Below are 21,792 nucleotides of genomic sequence, written 5' to 3'. Positions count from 1 at the left end.
GCTCGGGTCGGCTGAGAAGAACCGCACCTCACGGCCGAGCTGATCCAAACGACAGGGCCTGGGCCGAGACCTGTATGTGACCTGGATGGGGCAACCTGGGCAGCTCCGACCTGGCCCTGGCCGGAACCCGCCGCCACGTTAGATTGATCCCGTGTTCTCTCGCCTCACGCGCCCCCGGGCCGTCGCCGTCTGCGCCCTCCCGGTCGTGGCCCTGCTCGCCACGGTGGCCTTCGCGCCACTGCCGTTCTCGCTGACGCAGCCAGGCCTGACGGCGAACGTGCTGGGCGAGAACCGGGGCGACCCGGTGATCACGATCTCCGGCGCGCCGACCCGGGAGACCAGCGGCCAGCTGCGCATGACCACGATCGAGGCGACCTCACCGGATGCGGACGTCAGGCTCGGCGATCTGGTCGACGCGTGGTTCCGCACGGACGAGGCGGTCATGCCGCGCGACTCGGTCTATCCGAGCGGACAGAGCACGCGGGAGATCGAGCGGTACAACACCGAGCAGATGAAGGAGTCGCAGGACGAGGCGACGCAGGCCGCGCTGAACTACCTCGACCTGAACGACAAGGACATCAAGGTCACCCTCAAGCTCGCCGACGTGGGCGGCCCCAGCGCCGGCCTCCTGTTCTCCCTGGGCATCATCGACAAGCTCAACGGCAACGGCACGGGCGGCGACCTCACCGGCGGTGACACCATCGCCGGCACGGGCACGATCGACGCCGCCGGCAAGGTCGGCGCGGTCGGCGGCGTCTCCCTGAAGACCCAGGCCGCCAAGCGAGACGGCGCGACGGTCTTCCTGGTCCCGAAGGCCGAGTGCGGCGACGCAAAGGCGGAACTGCCGAAGGGGCTGCGACTGGTGCCGGTGACCACGCTCAAGGGTGCGGTGAGCGCGCTTGACGCGCTGGGGTCGGGGAAGAGTTCTGTGCCGAGCTGCTAGCTAGCTAGGGCAAGGCTGCCGCGTGGGCTTAGAGGGCGTCCCACACCTTGAACCAGCCGATGTTGTCGTTCGCCCGGGCGCCCACGTTCGGCGTGCCGAACCCGTAGTAATAGACGGCGCTCTGGGCGTCGTTGAGGACGGCCTCCTGGCCGTCGCAGCTGTTGTAGGTGATGAACGAGGAGATCGAGCGCCACCACGTGCCGGTGCTCAGGACGTAGCCGGCAGAGTCGCAGGGGCCGTAGTCCCCGTATACGTCGGTGTTGTCGCCGCCGTACTCGGCGTGCTCGTACCAGGTCATGAGCAGGGTCCGGCCGCTGCGGTTGACCGCCGCCGTCCCGGTGTCGGAACAGGTCCGGCTCTTCACCCGGGAGAACTTCTCACCCGGCTTCACCCGCTCCACCACCACGGAGCAGTGCGTGCCGTCCGACGACGCCGAGGCTGATGCCTGCGGTGCGAGTCCGACGAGGCCGACGAACGAAGCGGCCACGCCCAGCGTGGCGGCCATACGCGTGTACAGGGACATGATGCTCCTCGCGGCTGGGCTGACAGGGGCATTGCGCACCGCAAGACTAGGAAGGCGAATCGCGCAGCGGTCCCTGACAGATGTCAGGGACCGGGGCCGGGCAGGGGAGCGTGGCAGCCCCTACTTGACGAACCCCTCCGCCTTCATCCAGTCCAACGCCACCTGATGCGGATCCTCCCCGTCCACATCCACCTTCGCGTTCAGGTCCTGCGCCACGGAGTTGTTCAGCTTCTTGGTGATCGGGTCGAGGACATCGGGGATGGCCGGCCATTTCTTCAGGGTCTTGGTGTTGATCACCGGGGCGGCGTTGTAGTTGGGGAAGAAGTGTTTGTTGTCGTCCATGACCGCGAGGTTCATGGACTTGATGCGGCCGTCGGTCGTGAAGACCTCGCCATAGGTGCAAGTCCCCTTGGCGACCTGGGTGTAGATGATGCCGGTGTCCATCTGGGTGATGTTCTTCGTCGGCACGTTCATCCCGTACGCCTTCTGCATGCCCGGCAGCCCGTCCGCCCGGTTGGCGAACTCGACCTCCACGCACAGCGTCACCGCGGCGGGGTCGGACTTGGACAGCGCAGCGACCTGGGAGAGGTCGTTCGTGCGGTACTTCTTGTGGTTCTCCTGGTTCATCGCCAGCGCGTACGTGTTGTCCAGCGCGGACGGCGGAAGCCAGGTCAGCCCGTTCTTCGCGTCCTCCTCGCGCACCGCCTCCCACTGTTTCTGCGGGTCGACGATGGGATCGCTGTGCCCCAGGTACGTGATCCAGGCCGTGCCCGTGTACTCGTACCCGGCGTCCGCGTCCCCCTTGCGCACCGCCTCGCGGCTGCCGATGGACCCCTGGATGCCGGTGCGGTCGAGCACATCCGCGCCGGCCGCCTCGAAGGCGATGCCCATGATCGCGCCGAGGATGAGCTGCTCGGTGAACGACTTCGACGTCACCGTCAGTTCGGCGCCCTTGAGCGGCTCGCCCCGACCGATCGTCCCGGGCTGCACGTCGTCGACCATGGGGGAGCCGCTGGTCAGGCCGCACCCGGCGGCCGCCACCAGCAACCCCGCCGTCAGCAGGACCGCCGGCCGCCTCACAGGTCCAGCCCCCGCGGCCGCAGCAGCACTTCCGCCAGCGACGCCAGCCAGTCCATCAGCAGGGCGAGGGAGACCGTGAGGATCGAGCCCAGGACCAGGACCGGCATGCGCTGGTTGGTGATGCCGGCCGTGATCAGCACGCCGAGGCCGCCGCCTCCGCCGAACACCGCCAGGGTCGCCGTACCGACGTTGAGGACCAGGGCCGTGCGCACGCCCGCCAGGATCAGCGGGACCGCCAGGGGGAGTTCCACCCGTGACAGGACCCCCGTCGGTGACATCCCGATGCCGCGCGCGGCCTCCAGCACGGTCGGGTCGTTCGCCTTGAGACCGGCCATCGTGTTGGACAGCACGGGCAGCACGGCGTACGCGATCATGCCGATGAGGGCCGCCTTGCGGCCGATGCCCAGCCAGATCACCAGCAGCGCGAGCAGACCGATCGCCGGGGTCGCCTGGCCCATGTTGGCGAACGCCATGGCCACGGGGGTGGCTTTCCGGAACGCCCGCCTGGTGAGCAGGACGCCCAGCGGGATCGCGATGATCAGCACGAAGAAGGTGGAGATCACCGTGAGTTCGATGTGCTCCCACAGGGCCTGGGACACCTGACCGTTCGACAGCGCGTTCTCGGAGACCGCGTCGAGGTCGGCCTGCTGGAACCACAGCCAGGTCGCGAGCAGGATCACCACCAGCATCGCGGGCACGACGGTGAGCTTCTGCCAGCTCAGCCGGGCCGGCGGCCGCACATGCGTGGAGGAGGGGGCCTCGTCGGACCCCGCGGGTTCGCCGGTTCCGCCTGCCTCGGGTTCCCCGGACGCCTCCCGCGCCCGGGACGTCCTGGGGGCCTCGGGAGTGCTCACGCCTTCATCCCCCCTTCCTCGCCCTCCTGCTCGGCGTGCGTGCGCTCCGCCCGCGCCCCCTCCAGCTCGTGCTGGGCCTCCAGTGCCTCCAGCCGGTCGGCCTCCAGCAGCTCGTGCACGGAGTTCATCAGCGTCTCCATGTCGACGACGCCCGTGTACTCACCGCGCCGCCCGGTCACCACGACCCGCCCCGCGTTGTCGGTGAGGACCGCCTCCAGGGCGTCCCGCAGCGTGGCGTCCGGCGTCACGGTGTCGTGCACCAGCGTCCCGGCCCGCGCCAGCGAACCCCTGGCCCGCATCAGATCGCCGCGCCGGAGCCACTTGTACGGCCGGCCCCGCTTGTCGAGCAGCAGGATCTCGTTGGTGCCGCTGGAGCGGAGCCGGTTGAAGATCTCCTGGAGCGGGTCGTCGACGGTCACCGTCGGATAGTCGGTGATCTCCACATCCCGTACCCGGCTCAGGTTCAGCCGCTTCAGCGCCGCACCGGCGCCGACGAAACCGGACACGAAGTCGTCCGCGGGATTGGTGAGGATCGCCTCCGGGGTGTCGAACTGGGCGATGTGCGACTGCTCGCGCAACACGGCGATCCGGTCCCCGATCTTGATCGCCTCGTCGAAGTCGTGCGTGACGAAGACGATCGTCTTGTGCAGCTCGTGCTGGAGCCTGATCAGCTCGTCCTGGAGATGATCACGGGTGATCGGGTCGACCGCGCCGAACGGCTCGTCCATCAGCAGGACCGGCGGATCGGCCGCCAACGCCCGCGCCACGCCCACGCGTTGCTGCTGCCCGCCGGACAGCTGCCGCGGATACCGGCCGCGGAACTCCCCGACGTCCAGCCCGACGAGGTCGAGCAGCTCCTCGACCCGCGACGCGATCCGCGTCTTCGACCAGCCGATCATCTTCGGGACGAGCCCGATGTTCTGCGCGACCGTCATGTGCGGGAACAGTCCCGCGGACTGGATCGCGTAGCCCACCTTGCGGCGCAGCTTCACCGGGTCGATGTCGGTGACGTCCTCGCCGCCGATGCGGATCCGGCCACCGGTCGGCTCGATCAACCGGTTGATCATCTTCAGCGTCGTCGACTTCCCGCACCCGGAGGGACCGACGAGGATGACGACCTCGCCCGCCTTGATCTCCATGTTCACGTTGTCCACGGCCGGCTGCGGATTGCCCGGATACTGCTTCGAGAGGTTCTCCAGCTCGATGGAGGCGCCGTGGTGGTCGGTCTGGCCGCTGTTCTCAGGCACGGATCCCCCTGGAGATGGTCAGCCGTCCGATCAGGACGTACGCGGCGTCGAAGAGCAGCGCCAGGATGATGATCCCGACCGTGCCCGCGAGCACCTGGTTGAGCGCATTGGCGCTGCCCAGCGAGGCGAGACCGCGGAAGATGACATTGCCGAGGCCGGGGCCGGAGGCGTACGCGGCGATGGCCGCGATGCCCATCAGCATCTGCGTGGCGACCCGGATCCCGGTCAGGATCGGCGGCCAGGCCAGCGGCAGCTCCACCTTCCGCAGCCGGGTGAGCCGGGACATCCCGATGCCCTTGGCCGCGTCCACCAGGGACGGGTCGACCCCGCGCAGCCCGACGATGGAGTTCCGCACGATCGGCAGCAGTCCGTACAGCGTCAGCGCGATCACCGTGGGCGCCACGCCCAGCCCCACGATCGGGATGAGCAGACCGATCATGGCCAGCGACGGAATGGTCAGGATGCCCGAGGTGGTGAGGGTCGCGAGGTTGCCTGCCCACTCGCTGCGATAGGTGACCACGCCGATCAGCACCCCGAGCACGGTCGCCACGACCATGCACTGAAGGACGGCACTGGCGTGCTGGAGGGCATCGGCGAACAGCTGCTGGTGGCGGTTGCCCAGGTACTCCCAGAAGCTCACACGCACTCACCCCACCGGGTCGCGGGCTAGTTGTCGTCCCTGTCCTCCGCCGCCTGCTCCACGAGCGGGATGATCCGCAGTGGCACGGGGTTCTCCATGACGATCGCGGTGGAGGCCCGGACGATCCCATCGAAACCGACGACGCGGTCGATCACCCGCTGAAGATCGGCGTTGGAACGTGCCACGAGCCGGCACATCATGTCCCCGGTCCCGGTGGTGGTGTGCAGCTCCAGCACCTCAGGCACGGTCGCCAAGTGGGCCCGGACGTCCGGCCCTTGCCCCTGCCGGATCTGGAGCGTGGCGAAGGCCGTGACCGGGTAGCCGAGCGCGGCCGGGTCCACCTGGGGACCGAATCCCCGGATGACTCCGTTCGACTGAAGCCGGTCAAGCCGTGCCTGTACGGTCCCGCGGGCCACCCCCAGCCGCCGGGACATCTCCAGCACCCCGATCCGGGGCTCGCGGGCGAGCAGCACGATGATCCGCCCGTCCAGATGATCGATCGCCACAGCAGCCTCCCGAGCGAGGTGGTCATCCTGTACAGAGAGCCCGAGGAAACGAGCACTGCACTGGTCATATTGCCCAGTGGATACGCGAACTATTGCGCACCTTGCCGCCTCGGAGTGAGGCTGCGCCTATGACGCAGACCACACATGACACTCCCGACACCGCACGGCAGGCCGACCCCTTCCCGGTCAAGGGAATGGACGCGGTCGTCTTCGCCGTGGGCAATGCCAAGCAGGCGGCGCACTACTACTCGACCGCCTTCGGTATGCGCCTCGTGGCCTACTCCGGACCGGAGAACGGCAGCCGCGAGACCGCGAGCTATGTGCTGGAGAACGGGTCCGCCCGTTTCGTCCTCACCTCCGTCATCAAGCCCGCCACCACCTGGGGCCACTTCCTCGCCCAGCACGTGGCCGAGCACGGCGACGGCGTCGTCGACCTCGCCATCGAGGTGCCGGACGCGCGACGGGCGTACGAGTACGCCATCGAGCACGGCGCCACGTCCGTCACCGAGCCGTACGAGCTGAAGGACGAGCACGGCACGGTCGTGCTGGCCGCCATCGCGACCTACGGCGAGACCCGCCACACCCTCGTCGAGCGCACCGGCTACGACGGCCCCTATCTGCCCGGCTACGTCGCCGTGAACCCGATGGTCGAGCCGCCCGCCCAGCGCACCTTCCAGGCCATCGACCACTGCGTGGGCAACGTCGAGCTCGGCCGGATGAACGACTGGGTCGGCTTCTACAACAAGGTCATGGGCTTCACGAACATGAAGGAGTTCGTGGGCGACGACATCGCGACCGAGTACAGCGCGCTGATGTCGAAGGTCGTGGCCGACGGCACGCTCAAGGTCAAGTTCCCGATCAACGAGCCCGCCATCGCCAAGAAGAAGTCCCAGATCGACGAGTACCTGGAGTTCTACGGCGGCGCGGGCGTCCAGCACATCGCGCTCAACACCAACGACATCGTGGCGACGGTACGCACGATGCGCGCGGCCGGCGTCCAGTTCCTCGACACCCCGGACTCGTACTACGACACCCTCGGCGAGTGGGTCGGCGACACCCGCGTCCCCGTCGAGACCCTGCGTGAGCTGAAGATCCTCGCGGACCGCGACGAGGACGGCTATCTGCTGCAGATCTTCACCAAGCCGGTCCAGGACCGTCCGACGGTCTTCTTCGAGATCATCGAGCGCCACGGCTCGATGGGCTTCGGCAAGGGCAACTTCAAGGCCCTGTTCGAGGCGATCGAGCGCGAGCAGGCCAAGCGCGGCAATCTGTGACGGCCGGCTGAGCCACTCCGGTCGTGCGGGTGCCACGGGGGGCGTCCGCACGACCGGGTGAGACCGCCGGTGCCCCCGCTCACTTCCGCCGGGGCTTGGCGTCCATGTCCGGTACGTCCTCCAGCGACGGCTCCCCCAACTCCTTCAACGCCTCCTCGGCCAACGGCACCCGAGTCGGCGAGAAGCGGGGATTGATCCGCAGCGCCTCCTGCAGATGCCGCCGCGCGGCGCCCGGCCTCTTGAGCTCCCGCTCGATCATCCCCAGGTGGTACACGTACAGCGCGCTGCGCACCGTCCCCCCGTGCTCCCGGTCGGTCGCCACCCGCGCGAACTTCAGCGCCTCCGTGTCCTTACCGGACCGGTGCAGAGCCCAGCCCAACGCGTCGGCCACCGCGATCCCCGGCTGGTTGCGCCACTCGGCCCGCAGCCGCCGTACGGCGGAGTCCGTGTCGCCGTGGTCCGCCTCGAAGCGGCCGAGCACCAGTTCCTCGTCCACCCCGCCGGCCGCGGCCCGCGCCGCCCGCTCCCGCAGCAGGTCGTACTGCACCCGCGCCGCCTGCCCCAGCCCCAGCGACTCGTACAACTCGCCCAGCTCCAGCGCGTACTCGGGGTTCGGCTGCTTGGCGAAGGCCGCCCGGTAGGCGTTCAGCGCCTCCGTCGTCCGGCCCAGCGCCGTCAGCGTCCGCCCCTGCCCGGCGAGCGCGGCCCGCTGGTCGGGGTCGAGCCGTACCGCCTCCCGGAAGTGCCGCAGGGCCACGTCCAGATCGCCGCGCTCCCAGGCGAGCTGCCCGCCCCGCTCCAGATACGCCGCCCGCTCGGCCGGGGCCTCGGCGCCCGCCGCCGCGTCCGACAGCGCCGCCGCCGCGTCCTCCCGCCGCCCTCCGTCCCGGTACACGCCCGCGGCCCGCGCCAGCACCGCGGGACCCGAGCGCAGCTTCAGCATCCGGTCCGCCGCCCGCTTGGCCGCCTTGTAGTCACCCAGCCCCGTTTGGGCGTCGATCAGCTGCGGATACACCGTCCACCGCTTGGGGTCCGCCTTCAGCGCCGCCTCGCTCCACGTCCGCGCCGCCCGGTAGTCCCGCCGCGCGTTCGCCAGCGCCGCCATTCCGTCCATCGCCTCGGCGTTCTTCTCCCGCACCTGCAGCGACGTACGCAGCGCCTTCTCCGCCTTCGGGTAGTACTCCGCCTCAGCGGTCCGCCGCCCCTGCTCCACATACGCCGTCCCCAGCACCGCCCACGATGCGGCGTCCCTTGGATGTGTCCGCAGCCGCTTCTCGCGTTCGTCGATCAGCACCGCCAGATCGGGCAGCGCCGCCGGCACCCCCGTGGTGACCGCGGTCAGCGCCTGCGCCCCCGGTGCCGGTGCGGGCGTCCCCGTCCCGCCCGTCCCCCACGGCAGCAGCGCCAGCACCCCGCCGAGCACGGCACACCCCGCCACCGAGGCGAGCAGCACCCGCCGCCGGATGGGCGGGCGGCGCTGCGGCGTGCCCGGTTCGTTCTCCACGGCGTCGTTCTCCATGGCGCTCACTGTGCGTGAAACGGTGCGCCGATACGACGACCACACCCGCCTTACCTCGGCCGCCGTACGCGGGGTTCACACCGATGGCCCCGGGTGTCACGCTGTGATCATGAGCCGTACCGAAGCCGCACCCGACCAGGCCCGGGGTGATCTCACCGAGCGGCTGCTCGCGGGTCTGCCCGCCGAGGCCGTCCTGACCGACCCCGACATCACGGCCTCCTACGCCAACGACATGGCCAGCTTCTGCCCGGCCGGCAGTCCCGCCGTGGTGGTGCTGCCGCGCACCGTCGAAGAGGTCCAGCACGTCATGCGCACCGCCTCCGAGCTGCGCGTCCCCGTCGTCCCTCAGGGCGCCCGCACGGGCCTGTCGGGCGGGGCCAACGCCTCCGACGGCTGCGTGGTGCTGTCCCTGACCAAGATGGACCGCATCCTGGAGATCAACCCCGTCGACCGGATCGCCGTCGTCGAGCCCGGCGTCATCAACGCGGCCCTCTCCCGCGCGGTGGGCGAACACGGGCTGTACTACCCGCCGGACCCCTCCAGCTGGGAGATGTGCACGATCGGCGGCAACATCGGCACCGCCTCCGGGGGCCTGTGCTGTGTGAAGTACGGGGTGACCGCCGAGTACGTCCTCGGCCTGGACGTCGTCCTCGCGGACGGACGCCTGATGTCCACGGGCCGCCGTACGGCCAAGGGCGTGGCGGGTTACGACATGACCCGTCTGTTCGTGGGCTCCGAGGGCTCGCTCGGCATCGTCGTACGGGCCGTCCTGGCGCTGCGGCCGCAGCCGCCGCAGCAGTTGGTGCTCGCCGCCGAGTTCGCCTCCGCGTCGGCCGCCTGCGACGCGGTGTGCCGGATCATGGCCGGCGGGCATGTGCCGTCACTGCTGGAGATCATGGACCGTACGACGGTCAAGGCGGTCAACGACCTGGCGCACATGGGGCTGCCGGACACGACCGAGGCCCTGCTGCTGGCCGCCTTCGACACCCCGGACCCCGGGCCCGACCTGGCCGCCGTCGGCGCGCTGTGCGAGGCGGCGGGCGCCACCCAGGTGGTCCCGGCGGACGATGCGGTCGAGTCCGAACTGCTGCTCCAGGCGCGGCGGTTGTCCCTCACCGCGCTGGAGGCGGTGCGGGGCGTGACGATGATCGACGACGTGTGCGTGCCCCGCTCGCGGCTCGGCGACCTCATCGAGGGCGTCGAGCGGATCGCCGAGAAGCACCAGCTCACCATCGGCGTCGTCGCGCACGCGGGCGACGGCAACACCCACCCGACGGTGTGCTTCGACGCGGGCGACCCCGACGAGTCCCGGCGGGCCCGTGAGTCCTTCGACGAGATCATGGCCCTCGGCCTGGAACTCGGCGGCACCATCACGGGCGAGCACGGGGTGGGCGTACTGAAGAAGGAGTGGCTGGCGCGCGAGATCGGCCCGGTGGGGATCGAGATGCAGCGCGGGATCAAGCAGGTCTTCGACCCGCTGGGCATCCTGAACCCGGGCAAGCTCTTCTGACGTCCGGTGCCTCACTGGGCGAGCAGCTGGTCGAGCGCGTCGTCGATCCCCAGCTGCTCGCCCTCACTCCCCGGGGGCACCACCCGCAACGTCCGCTCCAGCCAGGCCGACACCGGCGCCGCCGGCGCCTCCAGCAGGGCGTCATCGTCGGGCGAGCTCAGCGCCATCAGCACGACGCTGCGGCCGTCGACCTTCGTCGGCCACACCCGCACATCCCCGTGCCCGCACGGCCGGAACACCCCCTCGACGAGGAGGTCGCGGGAGAAGGTCCAGTACACGGGGTGCTCGGAGTTGATGTGGAAGGTGATGTGGACGGCGTACGGGTCTTCGCTGTGATAGCTCAGCCGCGCCGGCACGGCGACGCTGCGCTCCGGCGAAAGGATCAGCCTGAGCTCCAGTTCGCGCTCTACGACGGTGTGATGCATGGCGTGGATGCCCTCTCTCTGACACGTGCGGCCCGCGTGGGCGGGCCCGTACGAGTGGAGAGGGAGCAGGGGCGCGGATCATTACGCGGGTTCCCGGAACTTTTTTCCCGACCTGTTCCCACACCGGTTCCGCTCGTGTGAAGTACGTGTACGAGGTTGCCCGGAAAGGGGTGGGTCCGGCGGGACGGGCGGTGCTTGTTGCGCCCGTCTGGCCGTGCTTTCCCGGGGGACGACCCCCGGACCCCCAGCCGCGGGACGGGCGGCCGTGCCCGAAGGGCGGACGCGTGGTGCACGCCCCTGAGCGCGTGTCGCCGATGTTCTCCGGGCCGGTTCCGCTCGTGTGAAGTACGTGTACGAGGTTGCCCGGAAAGGGGTGGGTCCGGCGGGACGGGCGGTGCTTGTTGCGCCCGTCTGATAGATGTGGAGGCCTCTATTTGACCCACGAGCAGATACCGGACGACGGACATGAGCGCCCCAACCCCGGCCCCCGGTGACGACCGGCCCCGCGACGGGTATTACCCGGACCCGTCCATTCCTGGATATGTCCGGTACTGGAACGGTGCCTCCTGGGTGCCGGGCACCAGCCGTCCGGCGCCGACGGACGGCGAAACGCTCGCCCCGCCCCCGGGCGCCCAGCCCGCGCAGGCCCCCTCGGTGGAGGAGACCGGCCCGCACTTCTTCGACGAGGAGCCGGCCGCGTCGGGCGGTGCCCAGCATGGCAGCCGGCCCGAGCCGGCGTCCGCCTGGGGTGCCGACTCCGCCCACCAGTCCGGCTTCGGCGGCGACCAGGACCGCCGTGTCTCGTGGGGGCAGCCGGAGTCCGATCCGAGGGACCCGCGAGCTGCGGTCGGACAGCCGGACGGCCACGCCGCCCGCACCGACGGCACGGCCACGATCCCGCCCGCCGAGCCGGACCAGGAAGCCGGAGGCGTCGCCTCCGGTGACACGTTCATGATCCGCAGGCCGGTACCCGGGAGCGGTGGAGCGCAGTCCTCCGGGCCCTCGGGGCAGGCAACTCCCGGCATCCCGAACCCCGGTGGCCCCGCCCCCGTCGACGGCACCATGGCGATCCGCGCGGTGTCCCCGCGCACGGCGCAGCAGGGCGGGGCGGCCGGGGCGCAGACCGGAGGCACGGGCGCGTCCGCCGTCCCGGGCGCCGCACGTCCGGACGCAGAGCGCCCCTCCGCGCCCGGCGCCCCGCAGGGCCCCGGCTTCGGCGCCGGGAAGGCCGCCGCGGAGCGCGCCGGGGCGACCCAGCCGCAGGCGGGCGCCGGACCCGCCGCGCAGGCCCCCACGGGCCTCTCCGGCCCGCAGCAGGCCGCTCCGAGCGTCCCCCACCAATCCGGCGGCCCGCAGTCCGCGGCAGCCGCCTCAGCCGCCCCCATGGCGTCCGGCGCCGGCGGCGGGCAGTCCTCCTGGGCGCAGCAGGTCCACCGGCTCGCGGGCCCCTCCGACGAGGACCAGCCGGTCGCCCCGTGGAAGCCCCCGGTCCTGGACCCCTTCCAGGCGGCCGCCCTGCGTCAGTCCGCCGCCCGCCCCGCGGGCCTCGGCAAGCGGCTGGCCGCGCGGCTGCTGGACACCGTCGTGCTCGCCGCCTTCACCGCGGTCGCCGCCGTGCCGCTCGGCACCAAGGCGATCGACCACGTCAACGAGAAGATCGACGCCGCCAAGCTCTCCGGTGAGACGGTCACCGTCTGGCTGCTGGACGGCACCACGGCGGTGTACCTGGGCATCATCCTGGCCGTGCTGCTCCTGGTCGGCCTGGTCTACGAAGCCCTGCCCACCGCCAAGTGGGGCCGCACGCTGGGCAAGAAGCTGTTCGGCCTGGAGGTGCGGGACATCGAGGCCCACGAGCCACCGGAGTTCGGCGCCGCCCTGCGCCGCTGGCTCGTGTACAGCGTCCCCGGCCTGCTCGTCGTCGGTGTCGTCGGCGTGCTGTGGTGCGTGTTCGACCGGCCATGGCGCCAGTGCTGGCACGACAAGGCCGCGGGTACGTTCGTCGCGGGCTGACCGCGTACGGGAAGCGGCGCAGGGGATTTACGTACTCCGGACGGCCCCTCGCCGGATGCGAAACCGCCGGGTTCGCGGTCGACTCGGGGCCATGAGCAGTGAACCGCCTCCCGGCTCCGGTCAGCAGCCCCCGGAAGACGACCCGTTCAGGAAGCAGCCCCCGCCGTCCGGCGGCTCGGGTTCGCCGTACGGTGACCAGCCGCCGTACGGCAGCCAGCCCCCGCCCCCTCCCGGCGGCGGTGGTCCCTACGGCGGTGACCCGTACGGCGGCGGCGGTCGGCCCGCCGACCCGCTCGCCGGGATGCCGCCGCTCGCCGACAGCGGCAAGCGCACACTGGCGCGCATCATCGACATGATCCTGGTGGGTGTCGTCGTCTGGCTGCTCACCTGGGGTTTCGGTGTCACCGAACTCGACGTGGACACCGACAAGGTGGAGTACGGCAAGTCCCTCGGGCAGTCCGCGATCGCCGCCGTGCTGTACATCGCGTACGACACCGTCATGACCGTCAGGATGGGGCAGACCCTCGGCAAGAAGCTGCTCAACCTGCGGGTGGCCGACCTCGACAACGGCGCCACACCGTCCGTGCAGACCTCACTGATCCGCGCGGCGGTGCTGTGGATCCCGTTCGCGTTCTGCTGCGCCTGCATCTGGACCGCGATCTGTGGCGGCTGGAGCTACTTCGACCGGCCCTACAAGCAGGGTCTGCACGACAAGGCGGCGAAGACGGTCGTGGTCAGCACCGGCAACTGAGGCGCGTCAGGACTGGGTGAGTGCGGGCTCCTCGGTCTTCTGCCGCTCCACGCCGGCGGGCTTGCGCACCGCCACCACGCGTGGCTTCTTCGGCATGGGTACCGTCATGGCGACCAGGAGTCCGAGCAGGAGCGCCGAGACGGCGATGACCGCGATACCCACGCCCGAACTGGTCTGTGACAGCAGCAGCATGGCGAGCGTCGAGAAGATCACGGTGCACGAGCCGTAGGCGAGCTGTGCGGCGGTCGGACGAGGCATGATCATCGTGTCCTCGGAATCAGGGGTGCACGGGGGTCTCGGCCTGGCTTTCCGCCGACGTCCGGGCGTTCCGCCATCCGACTCTAACCGCGTGCATGCCCGAGGGGAACAAACAGTAAGCGTGACCTGACCAACAGTGCCGGTGCACAGGGGGCGCACGGAGTCATGGCGTCCAGCAAGTGGACAGGGTCGCGCGCCTGTTCGGGTAAAGGTCGTTGTTCGCTAAACGAACATCGACTTCGCATAGTGCAATTGACCTGTCCAAGTCAAGGTCTGTATTTTCTGCTTAACCTCTAGTCAAATGTCGTCACTTGACTACACGCGTTGATCGACGTGCGCGGATCCTCCATGACCAGGACCCTCCTTCCGCGCGCCCAGCGCGGGGGAGGATCTCAAGTGACCAGTAGACCCTGGACGTTCAGAACGGCGGCAACCGCCGTCGCGCTCGCCACGGCGGCGGCGACTTTCTCGACCTACGCGGTGGCCCAGGCCGGCGAAGGCGCACCGGCCTCGGTGGAGCGGCACGACCCGGCGGACAACACCCACGCCGAGCACAACCTCGAAGGCCCGATGAGCAAGACTCAGGAGGCCCAGCGCGAGGAAGCCCTGCAGCAGGTCATATCCGGCGACGCCAAGGTGACCAAGCGCGAGGGCTCGCAGGTCGTCCAGCTCAAGAGCAAGAAGGGCGACAGCAAGTACGTCGAGCTCGGGCGCGAGAAGACCGACAAGATCTTCACGATCCTGGTCGAGTTCGGCGACAAGCTCAGCGAGTTCGGCGGCACGGCCGGCCCGGCCCACAACCAGATAGCCGAGCCCGACCGCGCCAAGGACAACTCGACCGCGTGGCAGGCCGACTACAACCAGAAGCACTACCAGGACCTCTACTTCGGCACCGGCAAGAAGACCGAGTCGGTGAAGAAGTACTACGAGAAGCAGTCCTCGGGCCGCTACTCGGTCGAGGGTGAGGTCGCCGACTGGGTCAAGGTCCCCTACAACGAGGCCCGTTACGGCAACAACGCCTGCGGCCAGACCAACTGCTCCAGCGTCTGGAACGTCGTCAGCGACGGTCTGAACGCGTGGGTCGCCCAGCAGAAGGCGGCTGGGAAGACCGACGCCGAGATCAAGGCCGACGTCAAGCAGTTCGACCAGTGGGACCGCTACGACTTCGACGGCGACGGCGACTTCAACGAGTCCGACGGCTACATCGACCACTTCCAGGTCGTGCACGCCGGTGAGGACGAGTCCGCGGGCGGCGGCGCGCAGGGCACCGACGCCATCTGGGCCCACCGCTGGTACGCGTTCGGCACCGACGCGGGTGCCACCGGCCCCGACGGCAACAAGCTCGGCGGCGCGAAGATCGGCGACACCGGCATCTGGGTCGGCGACTACACCGTCCAGCCCGAGAACGGTGGCCTGGGTGTCTACGCCCACGAGTACGGCCACGACCTCGGTCTGCCGGACCACTACGACACCACCGGCAACGGCGACAACTCCACCGGCTTCTGGACCCTGATGTCCTCCGGTTCCTGGCTCGGGACCGGCAAGAAGGAGATCGGTGACCTGCCCGGCGACATGACCGCCTGGGACAAGCTGCAGCTGGGCTGGCTGAAGTACGACACGGCCAAGGCCGCCACGAGCTCGTGGCACAAGCTGGGTGTCGCCGAGTACAACACCAAGCACAAGCAGGCTCTCGTGGTCGAGCTGCCCAAGAAGCGGGTCACCACTCCGATCGTGCAGCCGGCGCAGGGCGCGAACCAGTGGTGGAGCGGCAGCGGTGACAACCTCGCCAACACGCTGACCCGTTCCGTGGACCTCACGGGCAAGTCCGCCGCCTCGCTGACGCTGGACGGCTGGTACGACATCGAGGCCGAGTTCGACTACCTCTACACCGAGGTCTCGACCGACGGCGGCGCCAACTGGACCGCGGTCGACGGCACCGTCGACGGTGCGGCCCTCCCGAAGGACGCCAGCGGCAAGCCCGCGCTGACCGGCTCGGTGGACGCGTACAAGAAGCTGGTCTTCCCGCTGAACGCCTACGCGGGCAAGAAGATCGACCTGCGCTTCCGCTACCAGACGGACGGCGGCGTGGCCCAGAAGGGCTTCGCGGCCGACCAGATCACCGTGACCGCCGACGGCACGGCCCTGTTCTCCGACAACGCGGAGAGCGCGGACGCCGCTTGGAAGACCAAGGGCTTCTCGCGCATCGGCGCGTCCATCACGGACGACTACGCGCAGTACTACATCGCCGAGAACCGTCAGTACGTGTCGTACGACAAGGTCCTCAAGACCGGCCCGTACAACTTCGGCTTCGCCGGGGTCCGTCCGGACTGGGTGGAGCACTACGCGTACCAGAACGGCCTGTTGATCTGGAAGTGGGACACCTCCCAGGCGGACAACAACACCAGCGTGCACCCCGGTGTCGGCCTGGTCCTGCCGATCGACTCCCACCCGGCGGCGCTGAAGTGGGCCGACGGCACGGTGATGCGCAACCGCATCCAGTCCTTCGACTCGCCCTTCAGCAAGTTCCGGACGGACGGCATCAACCTGCACAACGCCGACGTCCTGACCAAGATCCCGTCGAGTGCGGGGGTGTCGGTCTTCAACGACCGCACCCACACGTACTACGACGCGCTGACCCCGACCGCGGGCGTCAAGATCACTGACACCAACACCAAGATCAAGATCGTCAAGGAGGCCAAGAACGGCTCCACGATCGAGCTCGAAGTTGGTCCCGCGGTGAAGTAAATCGCGTTTTAGCAGGTCAGAGCATGATCGGCGGTGACCCCCCTGGCGGGGTTGCCGCCGGTCGTGTTTAGGTGCACCCTGTGCTTCCGTTATTGACACCAGGACCTAGAAACGGGGAGTAGGGCATGGCCGCAGGAGGTTTCTGCAAGCTGCCGACCGGCAGCGTGGTGGTGGCTCTGAACCTGCCCAGACCCACCGCCGACGGCACGGGCTGCGTCCGTGTCCTCGTCCACGCCCAGAACCGCGCCCGAGCCCTGACCAGGCTCCGCAACCTGGGCATGCGCGCCGTCTACCTGCGCGGCAACGCCGCCCCACCGACTCCCGACGAGATCACGGCCGTCCTGCACCACCCCGACGGCCTGATATGGCGAACGGCCCCTGACAACGGTGTCGCCATGTGCCCGGACCTGATGCAGGAGCTGTGGCACCCGATCAGGGCGCTGCTCAGACGCCCGGCGGCAACGAGCTGAGGGGCGCGGGGAGCGCTACGCGACGACCGGCTTCCCGGTGAGCTCCACGCCCGCTTCCCGCATCTCCTCAAGCGCCCGCTCGGTGGTCTCCGTGGCCACCCCCGCGGTCAGGTCCAGCAGCACCTGGGTACGGAACCCCTCCCGTGCGCCGTCCAGCGCGGTGGCGCGCACACAGTGATCCGTGGCGATGCCCACCACGTCCACCTCCGAGACATCCCTGGCCCGCAGCCAGTCGGCCAGCTTCACGCCGTTCTCGTCGGCCCCCTCGAACCCGCTGTATGCCGCCGCGTACGCCCCCTTGTCGAACACCGCGTCGATCGCGCCGGAGGCGACCGCGGGGGCGAAGTTCGGGTGGAAGCCGACGCCCTCGGTGCCCGCGACACAGTGCGCCGGCCAGGAGCGGACGAAGTCGGGGTGGGCGGAGAAGTGGCCGCCGGGTGCGATGTGGTGGTCGCGGGTGGCCACGACGTGCTGGTAACCGGACCCGGCCGCCTGCCCGATCAGCTCGGTGACGGCGGCGGCCACATCGGCTCCGCCGGACACGGCGAGGCTGCCTCCCTCGCAGAAGTCGTTCTGCACGTCTACGACGATCAAGGCGCGGCGCATGGTCGTGTCCTTCGGTTATGGACGCTGAGGTCGGGACGGTGAAGCGTGCGGGCCCGGCCGTGAACTTCCGAGCCTAGAGACTTCGGTTGCGGTGCGGGAGGGGGCACGGGGTGAGCGCGCCGGGCGCACTGGCTTCACGACCCCGTCCGGCTCTCCGAGCGCCCGTTGACATATTCCGTCGGAATGACTGGTTCCCCGCGCGAGAGCTGCGTCGCGGACAACGGCAGGTTCGCGCGGGCGGCCGTATGCCGCTCCCGTACGACGTCCAGTGGCTCGCGCGCCACCACGTCACCGCCCTTGACCAGCTCGACCAGCAGCTGCCGGTCGGCGAGCTCGTCCAGAACGGCCTCCGTGCCGATGACCTCCGCCTCCGCGACGCCGTACTCGTCGAGGCGGCGGGCCGCCCACTTGCGCCCGCCGATGGAGGTCTTGCCGCCGGTCGACTTCTTCGCCACCGGCACCAGCGGCGCCGTGGGGTCGGTGGACTCGGCGCGCGCGACCAGCTTGTAGACCATCGAGCAGGTCGGATGCCCCGAGCCGGTCACCAGCTGGGTGCCGACGCCGTACGCGTCCACCGGCGCCGCCGCCAGGGAGGCGATGGCGTACTCGTCCAGGTCCGAGGTCACGATGATCCGGGTGCCCGTCGCGCCCAGCTCGTCCAGCTGCTGGCGGACCCGGTGCGCGACCAGCAGCAGATCGCCCGAGTCGATGCGGACCGCGCCCAGGCCGGGCCCGGCGACCTCCACGGCCGTCCGGACCGCCTCGGCGACGTCGTAGGTGTCCACGAGCAGCGTGGTGCCGCGGCCCATGGAGTCCACCTGGGCCTGGAACGCGTCGCGCTCGCGGTCGTGCAGCAGGGTGAAGGCGTGGGCGCTGGTGCCGACCGTGGGGATGCCGTAGCGGAAGCCGGCGGCCAGGTCGGAGGTGGAGGCGAAGCCGCCGAGGTAGGCGGCCCTGGAGGCGGCCACCGCGGCCAGCTCGTGGGTGCGCCGGGCGCCCATCTCGATGAGCGGGCGGTCACCGGCGGCCGACGACATGCGGGAGGCGGCCGCGGCGATCGCGGAGTCGTGGTTGAGGATGGAGAGGATCACCGTCTCCAGCAGCACGCACTCGGCGAAGGTGCCCTCCACCCGCATGATCGGCGAGCCCGGGAAGTAGACCTCGCCCTCGGGGTAGCCCCAGATGTCGCCCGAGAAGCGGTAGTCCGCGAGCCACTTCAGGGTCTGCTCGTCGACGATGTTCCGCTCGCGCAGGAAGCCGAGGACGTCGGCCTCGAAGCGGAAGTTCTCGACGGCGTCCAGCACGCGGCCAGTGCCCGCTACGACGCCGTAGCGCCGCCCCTCCGGCAGTCGCCGGGTGAAGACCTCGAACACGCTCCGCCGCTCGGCCGTGCCCGCCTTCAGGGCGGCCTGCAGCATCGTGAGCTCGTACTGGTCCGTGAAGAGCGCCGTAGAGGGAACGCCCACCCGTCGCCCGCCACCGCCCTTCTGAGGAAGCGCTTCGCGCCCTTCTTCTTCTGGCAGCCCAAGGTCCGCTGTGTTCATGGCAACCGATCGTACCCCCATCTCGTCAGTCTGACGATTTGGTCCCGTGGGTTCGCCGAGGATTTGTGCGACCACCCCCCTCCGGTGGCAGCATGGGCACTGTGACGTCACCCGCTCCCGTAGAGATCGAACGCACCGAAACGGCGGAAGAGACCTTCGCCGTCCCCGAGCCGGACGTCCCCTGGGTCACGATCGTGCACAACGACCCGGTCAACCTCATGAGCTACGTGACGTATGTCTTCCAGGCGTACTTCGGGTACACCAAGGACAAGGCCACCAAGCTCATGCTCGATGTCCACCACAAAGGCCGGGCGGTCGTCTCCAGCGGTAGTCGCGAGGAGATGGAACGCGATGTGCAGGCGATGCACGGCTACGGTCTGTGGGCCACCCTGCAGCAGGACCGGAAGTAGCGAATCGTCTTCATGCCAGGAACCTTCGAACCGCTCCCCGGCGGCGGCGCGGCCGTCGCCCTCGACGACGTCGAGATCTCCATCATCCGGTCGCTGGCCGTGCAGCTCCTGGAGCTCATCGGCCCCGGCCCCGGCGAGGACGCCCCCGACGACCCGCTCGCGGAGCTGTTCGCCGAGGGCCCGAGCGAACCGCCCGCCGACCCGGTCCTCAAGCGTTTGTTCCCGGACGCGTACGGCGATCCCGAGGGCACTCCGCAGGCCAAGGAGGCCGAGGAGCAGCGGGCGTACTCCGCGGAGTTCCGCCGGTACACCGAGAACGACCTGCGCGCCGGCAAGCGGGACAACGCGCTCATGGTGGTCCGCTCCCTGGACTCGCTCAGCGATGCCTCCGCAGGTGAGGGCGGCGCGGTGCTGAAGCTCTCCGTCGAGGAGTCCCAGCAGTGGCTCGGCGCCCTCAACGACCTGCGGCTGGCCATCGGCTCCCGGCTGGACATCGCCGACGAGGACGACACCGACCTGCTCTACCGGCTCCCGGACGAGGATCCGCGCAAGCCGATGGTGATGGCGTATCTATGGCTGGGCGGACTCCAGGAGACCCTGGTCGGGACGCTGATGCCGTAGCTCACGCTGCCTCGGGAGCGCAGTTTGTGCCGCTTTCATCGTCATATGTGACGATTTTGTGTTCGCTCAGCGGACGCTCAAATCCGGATAACGATCGCGTCACCGCCGCCGCCCCCTCTGGGGGGCGGCGATGTATTTGTCCGGTTCTTCCTGTGTGATGCGCCACAAGCGCCTTGGCCGATCACTGTTGCGGCCGTGATAAATCTTCACGACCGCCCGGCGAGCACCACCCGAATGTTCGGCCGGGTGCGCCAGGTGGCCGACGGATCGTCGGCCGGGCACAGCTCCAGCAATCCGGGGGGATCGAGACCCGATCCGAGGCCGCCGAAGGCCCGGGTCGGCATGGAGAAAGGCGCACTACACATGACCTCTGCGAAGGTCACTGACGAGAAGGCCACGAGTGCCCCGGAAGAGGGGTACGAGCGAGGCCTGGGCAGCCGTCAGGTCCAGATGATCGCGATCGGCGGCGCCATCGGTGTCGGGCTGTTCATGGGTGCCGGAGCGAACATCGCGAAGGCCGGCCCCAGCATCATCCTCATGTACGCCCTCGCGGGCGTCGTCATCTTCTTCATCATGCGGGCCCTGGGCGAACTGCTCCTCTACCGGCCCGTCTCCGGCTCCTTCGCCGAGTACGCCCGCGAATTCCTCGGCCCGTTCTTCGGGTTCGCCACGGGATGGACGTACTGGCTCATGTGGGTGGTCACCGGCATGGCCGAACTCACGGCCGCCGCGATCTACATCCACTTCTGGTTCCCCGAGATCCCGCAATGGGTCAGCGCCCTGGTGTTCCTGGTGGTGCTCTTCGGCGTCAACCTGATCTCCGTCAAGATCTTCGGCGAGGTCGAGTTCTGGTTCTCGATGATCAAGGTCACGGCCATCATCGGCATGATCGTCATCGGCCTCGGCGTGCTCACCCTCGGCTTCTCCGACGCCGGTGACACCGCCGCCGTCTCCAACCTCTGGTCGCACGACGGCTTCTTCCCGAACGGCATCGGCTCCAGCCTGATGACGCTCCAGGGCGTCATGTTCGCCTACCTCGCCGTCGAGCTCGTCGGCGTCACCGCGGGCGAGTCCGAGAACCCCGAGAAGACCCTACCCAAGGCCATCAACACCCTGCCCTGGCGCATCATCGTCTTCTACGTCGGCGCGCTGCTGGTCATCCTGTCCGTCGTGAAGTGGACCGAGTTCACCGCGGGCGAGAGCCCGTTCGTCCACGCGTTCGGCAAGATCGGCATCCCGCTCGCCGCGGGCATCGTCAACTTCGTGGTGCTCACCGCGGCCCTGTCGTCCTGCAACTCGGGCATGTACTCGACCGGCCGGATGCTGCGCGACCTCGCCGCCAACAGCGAGGCCCCGCAGGCCTTCGGCAGGCTCAACGCCCGCAAGACGCCCGCCGTCGGCATCACGGTCTCCGTGGCGCTCATGGGCATCGGCGTCGTCCTGAACTACGTCGTCCCCGAGAAGGCGTTCCTCTACGTCACCTCGGTCGCCACCGCGGCGGGCATCTGGACCTGGATGATGATCCTGGTCAGCCACATCCGCTACCGCGCCGCGGTCGACGCCGGCCGGCTGCGCGCCTCGTCCTTCCCCGCTCCCGGCGGGGCGGTCTTCAGCTGGGTCGCGCTGCTCTTCCTCATCGGCGTGACCTTCATGATCGCGTACGACAAGGACGCGCGGATCTGCCTGTACGTCGCGGCCGGCTGGGCCGTCGCCCTGGGCGTCGGCTGGGCGATCCTCAAGAACCGCAACCCGCAGATCGCGGATCGCGGCGGCGATGAGCCCGAGCTGGACGCTTCGCTGAAAGAGCCCGTGAGGTGATTGCCACAAAAGGCCGTCCGTTGTCTGCGGCGCCGCTG

General features: G+C 69.5%; 21 protein-coding genes. 10 read left to right on the top strand and 11 right to left on the bottom strand.

The window, feature by feature from the left end:
- Positions 1 to 151 precede the first annotated feature (151 nt).
- Positions 152 to 943, top strand: coding sequence for a S16 family serine protease (locus ACFQ6S_RS38805; RefSeq protein ID WP_383420115.1), 792 nt, complete (start codon positions 152 to 154; stop codon positions 941 to 943).
- 28 nt (positions 944 to 971) lie between these two features.
- Here ACFQ6S_RS38805 and ACFQ6S_RS38800 read toward each other — a convergent pair whose 3' ends face one another.
- The 6 genes from ACFQ6S_RS38800 to ACFQ6S_RS38775 all read right to left on the bottom strand — a co-directional run bounded on the left by ACFQ6S_RS38800 (position 972) and on the right by ACFQ6S_RS38775 (position 5,793).
- A complete protein-coding gene (locus ACFQ6S_RS38800; protein ID WP_383420113.1) occupies positions 972 to 1,466 on the bottom strand; it encodes a hypothetical protein in 495 nt (164 codons plus the stop codon).
- Between the two features lie 120 nt (positions 1,467 to 1,586).
- Complete coding sequence (locus tag ACFQ6S_RS38795; protein ID WP_383420111.1) at positions 1,587 to 2,546, bottom strand: glycine betaine ABC transporter substrate-binding protein; 960 nt, start codon at positions 2,544 to 2,546, stop codon at positions 1,587 to 1,589.
- Positions 2,543 to 3,400, bottom strand: coding sequence for an ABC transporter permease (locus ACFQ6S_RS38790; protein ID WP_383420109.1), 858 nt, complete (start codon positions 3,398 to 3,400; stop codon positions 2,543 to 2,545). Before ACFQ6S_RS38790 ends, ACFQ6S_RS38795 begins: the two co-directional genes overlap by 4 nt.
- Positions 3,397 to 4,647 carry a betaine/proline/choline family ABC transporter ATP-binding protein gene (locus ACFQ6S_RS38785; protein WP_383420107.1) on the bottom strand — a complete coding sequence of 417 codons (1,251 nt, stop codon included), beginning with the start codon at positions 4,645 to 4,647 and terminating at the stop codon, positions 3,397 to 3,399. Before ACFQ6S_RS38785 ends, ACFQ6S_RS38790 begins: the two co-directional genes overlap by 4 nt.
- On the bottom strand, positions 4,640 to 5,287 hold the full coding sequence (locus ACFQ6S_RS38780; RefSeq protein WP_383420105.1) for an ABC transporter permease: 648 nt from the start codon (positions 5,285 to 5,287) through the stop codon (positions 4,640 to 4,642). The genes ACFQ6S_RS38785 and ACFQ6S_RS38780 overlap by 8 nt, the downstream gene beginning before the upstream one ends.
- A 26-nt stretch (positions 5,288 to 5,313) precedes the next feature.
- Positions 5,314 to 5,793 carry an Lrp/AsnC family transcriptional regulator gene (locus ACFQ6S_RS38775; RefSeq protein WP_383420103.1) on the bottom strand — a complete coding sequence of 160 codons (480 nt, stop codon included), beginning with the start codon at positions 5,791 to 5,793 and terminating at the stop codon, positions 5,314 to 5,316.
- 128 nt (positions 5,794 to 5,921) lie between these two features.
- Here ACFQ6S_RS38775 and hppD point away from each other — a divergent pair, with 128 nt between their 5' ends.
- On the top strand, positions 5,922 to 7,067 hold the full coding sequence (gene hppD, locus ACFQ6S_RS38770; RefSeq protein ID WP_383420101.1) for a 4-hydroxyphenylpyruvate dioxygenase: 1,146 nt from the start codon (positions 5,922 to 5,924) through the stop codon (positions 7,065 to 7,067).
- 79 nt (positions 7,068 to 7,146) lie between these two features.
- Here the strand turns inward: hppD and ACFQ6S_RS38765 are convergent, their stop codons facing one another.
- Positions 7,147 to 8,586, bottom strand: a complete 1,440-nt coding sequence (locus ACFQ6S_RS38765) for a tetratricopeptide repeat protein (protein ID WP_383420099.1) — start codon at positions 8,584 to 8,586, stop codon at positions 7,147 to 7,149.
- Positions 8,587 to 8,689: 103 nt separating this feature from the next.
- Here ACFQ6S_RS38765 and ACFQ6S_RS38760 point away from each other — a divergent pair, with 103 nt between their 5' ends.
- Positions 8,690 to 10,096, top strand: a complete 1,407-nt coding sequence (locus tag ACFQ6S_RS38760; RefSeq protein WP_383420097.1) for an FAD-binding oxidoreductase — start codon at positions 8,690 to 8,692, stop codon at positions 10,094 to 10,096.
- An 11-nt stretch (positions 10,097 to 10,107) separates the two neighbouring features.
- Here the strand turns inward: ACFQ6S_RS38760 and ACFQ6S_RS38755 are convergent, their stop codons facing one another.
- A complete protein-coding gene (locus tag ACFQ6S_RS38755) occupies positions 10,108 to 10,521 on the bottom strand; it encodes an SsgA family sporulation/cell division regulator (protein ID WP_383420096.1) in 414 nt (137 codons plus the stop codon).
- Between the two features lie 465 nt (positions 10,522 to 10,986).
- Between ACFQ6S_RS38755 and ACFQ6S_RS38750 the strand changes: the two genes are divergently transcribed.
- Positions 10,987 to 12,531 carry an RDD family protein gene (locus ACFQ6S_RS38750; RefSeq protein ID WP_383420094.1) on the top strand — a complete coding sequence of 515 codons (1,545 nt, stop codon included), beginning with the start codon at positions 10,987 to 10,989 and terminating at the stop codon, positions 12,529 to 12,531.
- Positions 12,532 to 12,622: 91 nt separating this feature from the next.
- Positions 12,623 to 13,282, top strand: a complete 660-nt coding sequence (locus tag ACFQ6S_RS38745) for an RDD family protein (RefSeq protein WP_383420092.1) — start codon at positions 12,623 to 12,625, stop codon at positions 13,280 to 13,282.
- Positions 13,283 to 13,288: 6 nt separating this feature from the next.
- On the opposite strand, the gene ACFQ6S_RS38740 is transcribed toward ACFQ6S_RS38745, so the two are convergent.
- On the bottom strand, positions 13,289 to 13,546 hold the full coding sequence (locus ACFQ6S_RS38740; RefSeq protein ID WP_383420090.1) for a hypothetical protein: 258 nt from the start codon (positions 13,544 to 13,546) through the stop codon (positions 13,289 to 13,291).
- 390 nt (positions 13,547 to 13,936) lie between these two features.
- Between ACFQ6S_RS38740 and ACFQ6S_RS38735 the strand changes: the two genes are divergently transcribed.
- Both ACFQ6S_RS38735 and ACFQ6S_RS38730 read left to right on the top strand, forming a co-directional pair.
- On the top strand, positions 13,937 to 16,285 hold the full coding sequence (locus ACFQ6S_RS38735) for an immune inhibitor A domain-containing protein (RefSeq protein WP_383420088.1): 2,349 nt from the start codon (positions 13,937 to 13,939) through the stop codon (positions 16,283 to 16,285).
- Positions 16,286 to 16,410: 125 nt separating this feature from the next.
- Positions 16,411 to 16,755 carry a hypothetical protein gene (locus tag ACFQ6S_RS38730; protein ID WP_383420086.1) on the top strand — a complete coding sequence of 115 codons (345 nt, stop codon included), beginning with the start codon at positions 16,411 to 16,413 and terminating at the stop codon, positions 16,753 to 16,755.
- A 15-nt stretch (positions 16,756 to 16,770) separates the two neighbouring features.
- Here ACFQ6S_RS38730 and ACFQ6S_RS38725 read toward each other — a convergent pair whose 3' ends face one another.
- A complete protein-coding gene (locus ACFQ6S_RS38725; RefSeq protein WP_383420085.1) occupies positions 16,771 to 17,361 on the bottom strand; it encodes a nicotinamidase in 591 nt (196 codons plus the stop codon).
- A 134-nt stretch (positions 17,362 to 17,495) separates the two neighbouring features.
- Positions 17,496 to 18,905 carry a nicotinate phosphoribosyltransferase gene (locus tag ACFQ6S_RS38720; RefSeq protein WP_383420083.1) on the bottom strand — a complete coding sequence of 470 codons (1,410 nt, stop codon included), beginning with the start codon at positions 18,903 to 18,905 and terminating at the stop codon, positions 17,496 to 17,498.
- A 92-nt stretch (positions 18,906 to 18,997) separates the two neighbouring features.
- On the opposite strand from ACFQ6S_RS38720, the gene clpS reads away from it, so the two are divergent.
- The 3 genes from clpS to ACFQ6S_RS38705 all read left to right on the top strand — a co-directional run bounded on the left by clpS (position 18,998) and on the right by ACFQ6S_RS38705 (position 21,754).
- The gene (clpS, locus tag ACFQ6S_RS38715; RefSeq protein WP_383420081.1) at positions 18,998 to 19,315 is read left to right on the top strand and encodes an ATP-dependent Clp protease adapter ClpS; all 318 of its coding nucleotides are present in this window, start codon (positions 18,998 to 19,000) and stop codon (positions 19,313 to 19,315) included.
- Between the two features lie 12 nt (positions 19,316 to 19,327).
- Positions 19,328 to 19,936, top strand: a complete 609-nt coding sequence (locus ACFQ6S_RS38710) for a DUF2017 domain-containing protein (RefSeq protein ID WP_383420079.1) — start codon at positions 19,328 to 19,330, stop codon at positions 19,934 to 19,936.
- 363 nt (positions 19,937 to 20,299) lie between these two features.
- Positions 20,300 to 21,754, top strand: a complete 1,455-nt coding sequence (locus tag ACFQ6S_RS38705; protein WP_383420077.1) for an amino acid permease — start codon at positions 20,300 to 20,302, stop codon at positions 21,752 to 21,754.
- The last annotated feature ends 38 nt before the right edge of the window (positions 21,755 to 21,792 follow it).

It is taken from the genome of Streptomyces sp. NPDC056479 (genome assembly GCF_042795335.1).
Lineage (GTDB): Bacteria > Actinomycetota > Actinomycetes > Streptomycetales > Streptomycetaceae > Streptomyces.
Note: the sequence above shows the minus strand (reverse complement) of the source record. Positions and strands in the feature narration are given on the sequence as shown.